The organism is Herbaspirillum sp. UBA812, assembly GCF_002296545.1.
Lineage (GTDB): Bacteria > Pseudomonadota > Gammaproteobacteria > Burkholderiales > Burkholderiaceae_D > Herbaspirillum > Herbaspirillum huttiense.
Genome location: NZ_DBIC01000262.1, coordinates 1,235 through 13,372, shown reverse-complemented (window position 1 = coordinate 13,372; position 12,138 = coordinate 1,235). Strand labels below are relative to the sequence as shown.

General features: G+C 63.8%; 12 protein-coding genes. 6 read left to right on the top strand and 6 right to left on the bottom strand.

Annotated features, from left to right (window positions below):
- From B3873_RS17630 to B3873_RS17615, 4 genes are all read right to left on the bottom strand, one after another.
- Positions 1–896: MFS transporter (locus B3873_RS17630; protein ID WP_286867656.1), on the bottom strand; the 896-nt coding region annotated here is incomplete at its 3' end.
- 416 nt (positions 897–1,312) lie between these two features.
- On the bottom strand, positions 1,313–2,161 hold the full coding sequence (locus B3873_RS17625; RefSeq protein ID WP_286867654.1) for a MurR/RpiR family transcriptional regulator: 849 nt from the start codon (positions 2,159–2,161) through the stop codon (positions 1,313–1,315).
- 141 nt (positions 2,162–2,302) lie between these two features.
- Positions 2,303–3,559, bottom strand: a complete 1,257-nt coding sequence (locus tag B3873_RS17620; RefSeq protein WP_286867652.1) for an Hsp70 family protein — start codon at positions 3,557–3,559, stop codon at positions 2,303–2,305.
- A 216-nt stretch (positions 3,560–3,775) separates the two neighbouring features.
- Positions 3,776–4,522, bottom strand: coding sequence for an SDR family oxidoreductase (locus B3873_RS17615; RefSeq protein ID WP_286867650.1), 747 nt, complete (start codon positions 4,520–4,522; stop codon positions 3,776–3,778).
- A 127-nt stretch (positions 4,523–4,649) separates the two neighbouring features.
- On the opposite strand from B3873_RS17615, the gene B3873_RS17610 reads away from it, so the two are divergent.
- Positions 4,650–5,540, top strand: a complete 891-nt coding sequence (locus tag B3873_RS17610; protein ID WP_121042471.1) for a LysR family transcriptional regulator — start codon at positions 4,650–4,652, stop codon at positions 5,538–5,540.
- Positions 5,541–5,550: 10 nt separating this feature from the next.
- On the opposite strand, the gene B3873_RS17605 is transcribed toward B3873_RS17610, so the two are convergent.
- Both B3873_RS17605 and B3873_RS17600 read right to left on the bottom strand, forming a co-directional pair.
- Entirely contained in the window at positions 5,551–6,315 is a 765-nt protein-coding gene (locus B3873_RS17605; RefSeq protein WP_209533755.1) for a CDP-diacylglycerol diphosphatase, read from the bottom strand.
- A gap of 114 nt (positions 6,316–6,429) precedes the next feature.
- Entirely contained in the window at positions 6,430–6,786 is a 357-nt protein-coding gene (locus B3873_RS17600) for a helix-turn-helix domain-containing protein (protein ID WP_039787669.1), read from the bottom strand.
- Positions 6,787–7,054: 268 nt separating this feature from the next.
- On the opposite strand from B3873_RS17600, the gene B3873_RS17595 reads away from it, so the two are divergent.
- The 5 genes from B3873_RS17595 to B3873_RS17575 all read left to right on the top strand — a co-directional run.
- Entirely contained in the window at positions 7,055–7,654 is a 600-nt protein-coding gene (locus B3873_RS17595) for a hypothetical protein (protein ID WP_286867646.1), read from the top strand.
- 204 nt (positions 7,655–7,858) lie between these two features.
- Positions 7,859–8,266 (top strand): ExbD/TolR family protein, encoded by a 408-nt coding sequence (locus B3873_RS17590; RefSeq protein ID WP_034330477.1) that lies wholly within the window; start codon positions 7,859–7,861, stop codon positions 8,264–8,266.
- Positions 8,266–8,985, top strand: coding sequence for an energy transducer TonB (locus tag B3873_RS17585; protein WP_209533756.1), 720 nt, complete (start codon positions 8,266–8,268; stop codon positions 8,983–8,985). The genes B3873_RS17590 and B3873_RS17585 overlap by 1 nt, the downstream gene beginning before the upstream one ends.
- Before the next feature lie 83 nt (positions 8,986–9,068).
- Positions 9,069–11,513, top strand: a complete 2,445-nt coding sequence (locus B3873_RS17580) for a TonB-dependent receptor (protein WP_039787662.1) — start codon at positions 9,069–9,071, stop codon at positions 11,511–11,513.
- Between the two features lie 66 nt (positions 11,514–11,579).
- Positions 11,580–12,138: MotA/TolQ/ExbB proton channel family protein (locus B3873_RS17575; RefSeq protein ID WP_349676450.1), on the top strand; the 559-nt coding region annotated here is incomplete at its 3' end.

The window sequence follows — 12,138 nt, the reverse complement described above, 5'->3', positions numbered from 1 at the left end:
AGCACCGAAATCTGCGCGCCATAGGTCATCCAGATGGCGATGCACAGTGGCAGCGTGCGCCGCGCCAGCGCGCCCTGGAAGATTTCCATGGAGCGCACCTTGGCCGGTGCGGCCTGCTGGCGGCTGCCATCGTCGCTGATCCAGTCACGGCCTTGCGGCGCCGGGCCGGAGAGCTTGCCGCTGGCCAGCCGCGCCAGCACCTGATTGGCTTCGGCGATCTTGTTGCGGGAGAGCAGGAAACGCGGCGTCTCCGGAATGTAGCGCCTATAGAAGGCCCCCAGCAGCGCCGGCAGCATCAGGCAGAAGAACAGCCAGCGCCAGCTGTTTTCACCGGGAAAGAGGGTAAACACCAGCAGGCCGAAGGCCGGTGCCAGGAAATTGCCCATGCCGCCCGCGCCCACATTGACCAGGCCCACGGCGGTGCCGCGGAACTTGCTGGAACAGAACTCGGCCAGCATGGTGACCGCAATGGCGATTTCGCCGCCGAGACCGAAACCGACAATGGCACGGCCCACGGCCATGACCGTCAGGTCCGGTGCCAGCGCGCAGATGCCTGCTCCCAACGTGAACAGCAGCAGGTCGAGGCTCAGCATGACGCGCCGGCCGTAGCGGTCGGCCACCAGACCCGAGACGATGCGGCCGATGGCGGCGCTGGCGAAGGTGACCGTATTGAGCAGGCCGATGTCGGTCGCCGTCAGGCCCCACTGCTGCTTGAGCAGCGGGCCGACCAGGCCGATGGCGTTCTGTTCGAAGGCGTCGAACAGGCAGCCGATCAGGATCAGGAAGATGATGGTGTGATGCGAACGGGTCACCCCGATCTTGTCCAGCGCGCCGTCCAGTTCGGCCACGCGCGGCGAGTGCGGCAGGTCGGGCGATGAGAGTGTGGGTCCGGCCATGGTCTGCTCCTCTTGCGTTGGAAGGTCCAATGAGTGCTGCTCGGTATGTGCATCGGGTGATGCGAGGCGGTGAGACCACGGCGACCTGACCTTGCGGCCGTGAAACTACTGTAGTCCAGCATGCCCAGAAATGAAAGCCAGATTTCAATATATATTGATTATTGAAATTGAGATTTCACTCATGCAGCTGCATTAGCAATCTGCGTGCCAGCCATTTGGGAGGGATGAAATCAGGATTTCAGGAGGAAATGACCAGCCGGGAACGCCCGGCATGCGCCGCAAGAGGGCAGGCAGCACGGTCGCCGCACCGGCAAGGGGCGGCACGCATGAAAATCGGGAGTCAGAAAATTGAAGTTCCTGAAATCATGATTTCAATATTGAAAGAGGGCAATCGTCCAGCATTCCGCCCCGGCAACTCACTCGAAGTCGCCCAGTTCCTCATGCTCCTGCTCCACTGCCGCCAGCCGCTTGCGTCCGGCCGCACCACTGGCTTCGATCACGAGGGTGGACAAGAGATCACACAGCGCCATCACGCCGACATGATTGTCCAGCGAGCCGGGACCACGGCAATGCGCCTGCAGCGACCAGGTGGCCAGGGCATAGTCGGCCGAGGCCTGGTCGCTGATGTAGAGAAGATAAGATCCGGCGCGCGTGGCGGCCTCCAGCAGGCGTTCCATCTGCCCGGTCTGGCGGCGCGTGCCGAAGACGATCACGCAATCGCGCTCGGACAGGCCGGCGGTGTATTCCGCGAGGGTCTCGCCTGGCCCCGGCAGGCAGGTCACGCGCGGCAAGACCTGGATGATCTGCCAGCGCAGGTAGAGCGCAAAGGCCTGGCTGCTGCGGCTGCCGAAGATCAGTACGTGGGGCGCGTTGACGATGGCGCGGGCAACCTCGGCCAGGGTGGCGTCGGACAGGCGCTCGAAGGTTGCCGCCAGATTCTGCTGGGATTGCTGGAAGTGCGCCGCCACCGAGCGTACCTGGCGCGCAGCGCCAGAGCTGCTGGCGTGGAACAGCGGGGAGCCGGTCTCCTGTTCCTCGCGCACGTGGCGGCGTGCTTCCTCGTAGCTCTCGTAACCGACGCGGCGGATGAAGCGGCTCACGGTCGAAGGCGACACGCCCGCCAGTTGCGCCAGCTCGTTGCCGGCATAGCTGGCCAGCTCGCCCGGAAACTCCAGCAGGAAGTCGGCCAGCTGGCGTTCGGTACTGGAGAGTTCGTCGAGTTTGCTGCGCACGCGGCGCACGAAGGATTCGGCAGAAGGTTTCATGTCGGTGCGGGGCAGATCCGCGAGGCAGTTCAATGCGGGCGGCCGCGAAGCCGTGGCGGGCGATTTGCTTCATATCGCCTCAAACCCACGCGATCCGGACCGGGTCGCCGCATTGTATAGCAGCCAGGCCCTGCTGCGGCGTCAGCCGAACTTGCGCGCAGCGTCGATGGCCAGGCCGCTGCCGATGCTGCCGAACAGGTCGCCTTCCACATGCCGCGCCTGCGGTGCCAGCGCACTGATGCGTTCGCGCAGCAGGCGCACGCCGCTGGAGCCGCCGGTAAAGAACACGCTGTCGATGTCGTCGGCGCGCAGGCCGGCCTGCTGCAACAGCGCCAGCACGGTCTGCTCCACCGATTGCACCAGGTGGTCGACGGCACCGTTGAAGTCGCTGCGCAGGAGCGGCAACTGCTCCGGCTGGCGCAGGCGGTCCAGGTCCAGCAAGGTCTGCTCGGCGCTGGAGAGTGCGATCTTGCCGGCCTCCACCTGCAACGCCAGCCAGTGGCCGCAACGCTGCTCGACCACATCCAGCAGGCGCGCAAAGCGCTCGCGGTCGGTCACTTCGCGCGCCACGTCCTGCAGTTGCTGCCAGGCCTTGCGGGTGTAGAGCTGGTTGATGGTGTGCCAGGTGGCCAGGTTGAAGTAATAGCTGGAAGGGATCTCGGCATTGCCCTGCAGGCGGCCGCCCAGGCCCAGCAGCGGCATCACGCAAGCCAGGCTGAAATACTTGTCGAAGTCGGTGCCTCCTATGTGCACGCCGCCATTGGCCAGGATATCCTCGCGCCGCTCGCTGCGCGCCGCGCGCTCGGGCGAAAGACGCACCAGCGAGAAGTCGGAGGTACCGCCGCCGATGTCGACGATGAGTACCAGCTCTTCCTTGTCGATGCGCGACTCGTAATCGAAGGCGGCCGCAATCGGTTCGAACTGGAAGGCGATGTCCTTGAAACCGACATCGCGCGCAATCTCTTCCAGCGTGTCCTGGGCCAGCTGGTCAGCGGCCGCATCCTCATCGACGAAGTGCACCGGACGGCCCAGCACCACCTTGGAGAACGAGGTACCGGCAGCGCGTTCTGCACGCTGCTTGAGCTCACCGATGAATTGCGAGAGCAGGCCGCGATAGGGCAGCGCCCGGCCGCCCACTTCCGTCTGGCCATCGATGGCGCCGGAACCGAGCAAGCTCTTCAGTGAGCGCATCAGGCGGCCTTCATAGCCGGCCAGGTATTCGCCCAGGCCGGCGCGGCCGTAGCTGAAGCTGTTCTCGTCGGCATTGAAGAACACCACCGAAGGCAGCGTGGCCTTGCCGTCTTCCAGCGGCAGCAGCAGGGAATCCCCGGCCTGCGGACGCATCCAGCCGACCGTGGAATTGGAGGTGCCGAAATCAACACCGCACGCGTTCGCCATCGATCACTCCTTCTTTTTGGGTCGGCAATCATATAGAAAAGGACGGTGCTTGTCTGCACGGCGTCACGGCGGCGTTTGAAGCAAACAACATGCCGCCGTGAAATCATTGCCGACTCGGCAATGGCAGGATGACAAGCCAACGAAAAACGGCACCGCCAGGCAGGGCTGCCCGGCGGTGCCGTCAGATCGAACCGGCTGAAAACGGCTGTGGAAAACTTAGAATTCCTGCGCCACCGGACGCAGTACCACTTCGCTGATATCCACATTGGCCGGCTGCTCGATGGCATAGGCAATCGCACGCGCCACCGAATCGGCCGGAATCTGGTTGGCCTCATACCAGGCCAGCAGGGCTTCCGAGGTCTCCTGGTCGCTGCTGTGGGTCTTCAGTTCGGAATCCACCGCCCCCGGGGAGATGATGGTGGTGCGCACACCGTCCGGTGCTTCGGCGCGCAGGCCTTCGGTCAGGGCACGCACCGCGAACTTGGTGGCGCTGTAAACCGTGCCCATGCCGGCGAAGACCTTGATGCCCGCCACCGACGACACATTGATGATGTGGCCCGAGCCCTGCGCAGCGAAGCGCGGCAGCGCGGCGGCTACGCCATAAAGCACGCCCTTGACGTTGACGTCGATCATGCGGTCCCACTCCTCGACCTTGAGCTTGGCCATCGGGGCCAGCGGCATGATGCCGGCATTGTTGACCAGCACGTCGATGCGGCCGAAGTGCTGCTCACCCTTGGCGACCAGGGCTTCCACGTCGTCGCGGCGCGCCACGTCGGTGGTCACGGCGATGGCCTGGCCACCGGCGGCGGTGATGTCGGCCACCAGTTTTTCCAGACGCTCGGTGCGGCGCGCACCCAGTACCAGCTTGGCGCCCAGGGAAGCCAGGTGGCGCGCGGTGGTTTCGCCCAGGCCGCTGCTGGCACCGGTGATGACGACGACTTTGTCCTTGATGTTGTTGCTCATGATGAATCCTTTCCAGTGATGGGGTTGGCTTGCGGTTGCTGCGTGTCGATGGAAGGATTATGGGTGCCGCCACTATGCCAAACAATGGAAATGATAAGATTACAGAATTCCATTTTCAGGAATCATCATGCTCAACCGACTGGAGATGCTGCGCATCTTCTGTGCTGCCGCCGATACCGGCAGCTTCAAGGAAGCCGCGATCCGGCTCGGCATTTCACCGCAAGCCGTCACCCGCGCCATCCAGGAACTGGAGCGCCTGCAGGGCGAGATGCTGTTCCATCGGAATACGCGCCAGGTGCGCATCACCAGTTTCGGCGAGGCCCTGGCCGAACGCGCCCGCGAAAGCTTGCGCGATCTGGACGGGCTTTTCGAAACCGAGGCCGCCAGCCCGGCCGACGAGATGAGCGGACTGGTGCGCCTGGCCGCACCGTCAGCGCTGGGACGCAGCCGCCTGCTACCCATCGTGGAGCGACTGGCGCAGGCGCATCCCGGCTTGCGCTTCGACCTGCGCCTGACCGATCAGCGCGCCGACGTGGTGGGAGAGAAGATCGACATCGGCATCCGCGTCGGCACCGTGCCGGACAACCGCTTCGTGGTGCGGCGTCTGGGCAAGGTGCGCTTCCATGTGGTGGCCACGCCGCGCTTCCTGCGCCGCCATGGGGCCCCGGAAGACACCGAGGCCCTGCGCGCCCTGCCCTGCACCGCCATGCTGGACCGCGGCACGGGCCGCCCCTGGCCCTGGCTGTTCGCGCAGGAGAATCAGTGGATGGCCGATCATGCCCGCTTCCTCTGCGATGATTCCGAGGGCGAATATTTATTGGTGAGAAGTGGCGTGGCCATCGGCCAGATTGCCGGTTTCCTGTGCGAGGACGACATCGCGGCAGGACGGCTGGTCCCCGTCATGACTGATCACGAACCCGATCCCTGGGACATGTACCTCTACCGCCCGCAACGCGGACCGGTGCCGCCGCGCCTGCGGCTGGTGTTCGATACGCTGGTGCGCGAATTCGCCGAGTGAATGTGCCGGCTTACCAGCGGCAGTCGTGATCCATCAGCACTTCCGCACTGCCCTGTTCCTCGCGGTCGAAGTTGACCGGCATGTTGACCAGGAAGAAGCCGGTGCTGCCATCGGCAAAACGCGCCCCGGTCAGCAGCAGTGACTGCGAGGCCATGTTGTCGGCCGCATAGGCGCTGCGGGCAGCGGCCAGCTTGAACGGATCGTGCTGTGCCAGCGCATCGGCGGGCAGGCGCATGACCCAGTAGCGATGGCCTTCGAAATACCACGGCAGCCATTGCTGCAAAGGGTCACCCCGGTGATCGTCGAGGCTGGCCGCCACATCGCGGCGCATGCAATCGATGTGCAGATGCAGGTGCAATTGCGAACGGCCGGCCGCCGAATTGATTTCAATGCCCAGCTGTTCATCGGAGAGCGGACGGCCCAGGGCCTGCGCCACACGCCCGCGCTGCTCCCATGCATAAGCCCAGTAGTTGGGCGCATCCGGCGCCAGCAACTCCGGACTTTCGATGCCGGTCAGGCGACGGGTCGGCATGAGCAGGTATTGCGCGGGACCGACCAGATCCTTGAGCACCACGAAGCCGCGCGCCAGATCGACCATCACGCATGGCTGCGGCTGGCCGGTGGACTGCATGTTGGGCAGGCATTGCTGGCTGGTGATTTCCCACAGCTTGTGGGGATCGGCGGCCTGAGCCGGACTGGCCGACAAGGCGCAGGCGCCCAGCAACAGTGAACACAGGAAAGCGGCGCGGGAAGAAAAAAGGGAAAGCAGTCGCATCGAAACCATCCGGGACAATGAGCTGCAAGGCGGCAGGCAGTCAGCGCCGCAGCGAGGCCGTGAGATTAACGGCCCGGTATGTCCGCAGCATGACAGCCGTATGACGGGGGGAGATTACTTGTCGCGCGTGGCCTGCACCAGGCACTTGGAGAGCTTGTCGAAATGCAGCCAGGCAGCCTGGCTCAGTTCGACCTGCTTGCGGCGCGGATCTTCGGTATCGGCCAGCACGATCCAGCCCTTCTCGCGCATGGATTTCAGGCGCGCATGCAGCATCGCGGGCGAACCGAATTCGCTTTGCGCCATCAGGTCACGCACCGACAGGCGTTGCTGCTCCTGCCCGGCACGGGCGATGAAAGCCAGGATCCGGTCTTCGAGCGGATCCAGCGTAGCCAGTGACGGCAATCCCCGGAGTGCTTCGGCCAGTTGCAGAAATCTCAGGTAGATATCCGCCGGCCGCTTGTTTTTACCCATATGGCGATGGTGTTGGTTGTTGTCTTGCAAGTCAGGAACGCGTTACGTACGGAGCGCGCGTAACACGCGCGCGCGCGACATCGTTCCAGAATTGATAGCGAATCATACGCCGGGCCTGCCGGAAAGTGCAAACTTTACCGTCTTGGCCGGCAGCAATTCGTCCATCGGGCCCGTTTGCGCGTTGATTTGCGAGGCTGGCGCGCCACACTGATGAAAATTGTTGAGGTGCAGCGCCCCGCCGCATTGGGTAACATACGCGCCGTTCCGCATGTCCCAGCCTCCCCTCGCCATGCAAGCCTCGCCCGACCATCGTTCCGTCCTGCGCACCCACCTGGCCGCCATCGCCGGCACGGCGCTGTGCTATTTCCTGTTCTATTCGATCAACGAATGGCTGTTCCGGCGCACCCAGTTCACCGAGGGCATCGCCTGGATCTACCTGCCCGCCGGCGTGCGCCTGATCTGCACCCTGCTCTTTGCCGAGGCCGGCTGCGTAGGCCTGCTGGTCGGCTCGCTGGCCACGGCGGCCACCTATCAGCTGTTCCCGCATGACCTCATCGCCGCCGCCGGCTACTGCCTGATCTCGGCCGGCGCCCCCTACCTGGCCTACCGCCTCACTCTCTCCGGCATGGACCTGGGGCGCAACCTGGGCAACCTCAACACCACCCGGCTGATGGCCTGCATCCTGCTCTATGCGCTCTCCAATCCACTGTTCCAGCTGATCTGGTTCGTCATGCGCGGGGTCTATCCGGATTTCTGGAGCGGCCTGATCGTCATGTCCGTCGGCGATCTCTCGGGCTCGCTGATCGTGGTCTACCTGTGCAAGCTGCTGCTGTCCATGCTGCCCCGCATGCCCCTGCCACGGCGCTGATGGCACGCCGCACGCTGTCGCCGGCAGGCGTCAGCCACTGGCACAACTGCGGACTTGCGGATAACCCCAGGCAACATTTTCTTCACTCGGGTTAACGCAAACCCGCATGGTGTAATACGCACGACACATTTCCTCGCTACGCTGCGCATCGCTATAAAAACTATAGCGCTACAAATCGTATAACGAAGCTTCGAGGAGTGTGGCATGCGCAGTTGGGACGAACCCAAAAAACGGAAGGCCCGCGTCGAGATCATCCCGATGATCGACGTGATGATGTTCCTGCTGGTCTTCTTCGTGCTGATCAGCCTGAACGTGATTCCGGCCCTGGGCCTGAAGACCCAGCTGCCCAGCTCGTCCACCGCCCAGGATCTGAAACCGCAGACCAAGGCCGTCATCACCATCGCCAAGGAAGACGTGATCCAGGTCGATGGCGAGAACACTACCCTGGACGCCCTCACCGCCCGCCTCGACAAGCTGCGCAAGGATGGCGAGAAACTCAATCTCATCATCAACAGCGACCGCGGCGTGGAGGTGCAGCGCCTGGTCGACGTGATGGATACGCTCAAGAAGGGCGGTTTCGATTCCATCTCGATTGCCACCCGCAAGCAGTGATGATGAACGTTCCCATCCTCTTCCGTTTCCGCGAGCCGCTGGCCACGCTGCCCTCGCTGGTGGTACTGGCCGTGCTGATCCTGGCCGGCGTGCAGAAAGTGACCGAACTCAAGCGCAAGGAAGATCCGCAGCCGGTGCAAATCTCGCTGACGGAAATACCGCCGCCTCCGGTGCCGCAACCCAAGCCGCAAGTGGAACCGCAGCCCAAGCCGGTCGAGCCGCCGAAGAAACAGGAAGCACCCAAGCCCGTGGCCAAGCCGGCCCCGGTCAAGCAAGCGCCGGCCCCGGTGGACCCGGCACCGCCCTCGGCCACCGCACCGATCCTGCCGGCCACGCCGCCGCAACCCAGCGCCCCGGCCGCGCCCCCGGTGCAGGCCGCGCCGGTGGCCCCGCCGTCGCCGCCGCCGGCCAACACCGCCAACATCGAGCAGACCTACGTCGGCCAGTTGCGCGCACATCTGAACAGCATCAAGCGCTATCCGACCGGACGCGAAGCCAGCACCCTGCGCCCGCAAGGCAAGGTGCGCGTGTGGTTCGTGTTGAAGCGCGATGGCAGCGTGGTCGACAGCGGCATCGAGAGTTCATCGAACTCCATGCTGCTCGATGATGCCGCCCGCAAGACCATCAATCGCGCCGCCTTCGCGCCCTTCCCGGAAGACAGCTACAAGGGCGAGAGCACGCACCGGTTTACCGCCGATCTGGAATTCATTCCCGTCTGACGCGGCCCGCTGCAGAACGCAGGGGGCGCGCACCGGGCGCAACGATTTCGACACGCAGTTCAACAAACCCAGGGGAACACGACATGCAATGCAAACTCACCCGGCTGTCCTTGCTGATATCCGGGCTCTTCATGGCAGGCGCACCGGCCTTCAGCTTCGCCCAGACCACCACCACCGACGTCGGCACCGTGACCGTGCAGGGCGGCGGCAGCGCCAGTGCCGGCACAGCTGCAGCCACCGGCCTGATCCAGGCGGAAGATTCGCCCAAGGCGCGCAGCTCGGTCAACCGTGACTACATCGAGAAGCAATCGCCCACCGGCACGCCCTACCAGATGATCAACCTGCTGCCCGGCGTGAACACCTACGACAACGACGGCTCGGGCCTGTTCGGCGGCAACATCCGGGTGCGCGGCTTCAACAGCGACCAGCTGGGCTTCACCATCAACGGCGCACCGGTCAACGACTCCGGCAACTTCGCGGTCTATCCGCAGGAGTACACCGAGCCGGACAACCTGTGCAACATCTTCGTGACCCAGGGTTCCACCGATACCGAAGCCCCGCACGTGGGCGCCACCGGCGGCAACATCGGCATGACCTTCTGCGCACCGGAAGACCAGCAGCGCATCCGCGTGACCAATGCCTTCGGCTCCAACAGCCTGTGGAAGCGCTATGTGCGCTTCGACTCGGGCAAGCTGCTGGACAACAAGTTCAAGTTCTTCATCTCGTACTCCAAGACCACTGCCGACAAGTTCAAGGGACCGGGCGGCGCCATCAAGGATCACGTCGACATCGGCACCAACTTCGACCTGGGCCAGGGCAGCTTCATCAACGCCAACCTGCTCTACAACCGCCAGCTCAACAACAACTACCGTTCGCTGACCAAGACCCAGATCTCCCAACTGGGCCGCAATGCCGACTTCGGCAGCACCATTCCGCAGCACCAGCCCGCAGTGGCCGGTACCGCGCAGAACGACACCACCTATGCACCCAACGTTGCGGCCAACATCGCCAACAACGCGTACTACGCCTACAACCTCAATCCCTTCGAGAACTGGCTGGGCACCATCAATGCGCACTTCCAGCTGAGCCCGACCTCCAGCCTGGATATCGATCCCTACTTCTGGTACGGCTTCGGCACCGGCGGCAACCAGCTGCAGACCGTGCGTGAAGGCGGCGTGACCGGCGCCAGCCAGCTCGGTGGCGGCGCACGCGATGTCAACGGCGACGGCGATCGTCTCGATACGGTCTACGCCTATGAAGGCAGCCGCACCCGCACCTATCGTCCGGGCGTGACCTTCAAGTTCAACCAGCAGCTGGACAACCACCGCATCCTGGCCGGCTACTGGGTCGAGCGCGCCCGTCACCAGCAGACCGGTCCCTTCAGCCGCGTGGACAACAACGGCAACATCGCCGACCTGTGGCAGGACAATTCGGACCAGTGGCTGCGCAATGCCGATGGCTCCATCCTGCAGTACCGCGACACCATGACCGTCAGCACGGCGCAGTCGATCTTCCTGCAGGACAGCATCAGCATGATGAACGACAAGCTCAACGTGCAAGTCGGCGGCCGCTACTCCTCCATCGACCGCGACTTCACCAACTACCCGAGCACCGGTTCCACCAGCGGCACCAACAGCTATTCCAGCGCCGGCTACTACAAGGTCAAGAAGAACTACGCCGACTTCCTGCCCAGCCTGGGCGTGCGCTTCCAGCTCGATGAGAAACAGTCGGTGTTCTTCAATGCCGCCAAGAACTTCAAGGCACCGGGCAACTTCTCCTACTTCGGCCTGCTCTCGGGCGGCACCATCGTCAACGGCCAGCTGGTCGGGGCGACCCAGCGCGAAGTGCCGGTGGACAAGGAAACTTCCTGGAACTATGACCTCGGCTACCGCTACAACACCGAGAAGTGGATGGCCTCCGGTTCGCTGTTCTACATCGATTATCACAACCGCATCGCCAGCGCCTACAACCCGGATACCAACAACAAGACCGACTACAACGTCGGCGATGCCAGCTCGCACGGCCTGGAACTGGAAACCGGTTACGCCTTCACCCGCAACCTGTCGATGTACGGCTCGCTGTCCTACATCAAGAGCAAGATGAAGCAGGACCTGCGCAACAGCTCGACCCAGTTCCTGCCGACCTCGGGCAAGGAATTCCCGGATACGCCGAACTGGCTGTCGGGCCTGTCGCTGCAATACCAACAGGATGGCTGGTACGTGTTCGGCCAGGCCAAGTACACCGGCCGCCGCTACACCACGCTGGTCAACGACGATGCACTGGGTGGCTACACCCTGTTCAACGCCGGTGCCGGCATGACCTTCGCGTCCACCACCTGGCTGAAGAAGCCGACCGTGCGCCTGAACGTCTACAACCTGTTCGACAAGCAGTACCTCAACCTCAACGGCGGCAGCGGCAGCCAGTTCACCACCAACGCAGTGGCGGTCAACGGCATCCCTGGCACCGATCCTTCGCTCTACATCGGTGCCCCGCGCACCTTCACCGTCACCCTGACCGCGGATTTCTGATCGCGGCCTGAACCGGGCGGCCCGCACCTGCAACACGGGCCGCCCATCACTGCAAGAGAGGCAAGCATGAACATGCAACTACTCCACGAACTGGCCTTCTACCTGATGTACGCCTGCGCGGCGCTGGCCATTTTCGTCATCGTCGAACGCGGCCTGTTCTTCGGCTACACCATGCGCCAGGCCACGGGCCTGGAGCGCGCCATGACGCACGCGGTCCAGCACCTGCAGGAACTGCCGGCCGAACTGACCACCCGTCCCAGCCTGCCGCTGGCCCTGGTGTCGGACATCCTGGCCGAGAAGCATCACCTGCATACCGAGAAGGACCTGGAAGATTTCAGCGAGTCGGTCTACATTGCCAAGCGCGGCGAAGTGCAGCAGCGCCTGTGGATCCTCGATACCATCGTGACGGCCGCCCCGCTGCTGGGCCTGCTGGGCACCATCCTGGGCATCATCGACACCTTCAAGGCGCTGGCGGTGCAGGGCGTGTCCGATCCGGGCCAGGTGTCGCAGGGCATCGGTACGGCGCTCTATGCGACGGCACTGGGCATTGGCATTGCGGTGGTCGGCATGTTCTTCTTCAACCTGTTCCAGGAACGTATCGAGCGCATCAACGATCACCTGAAGG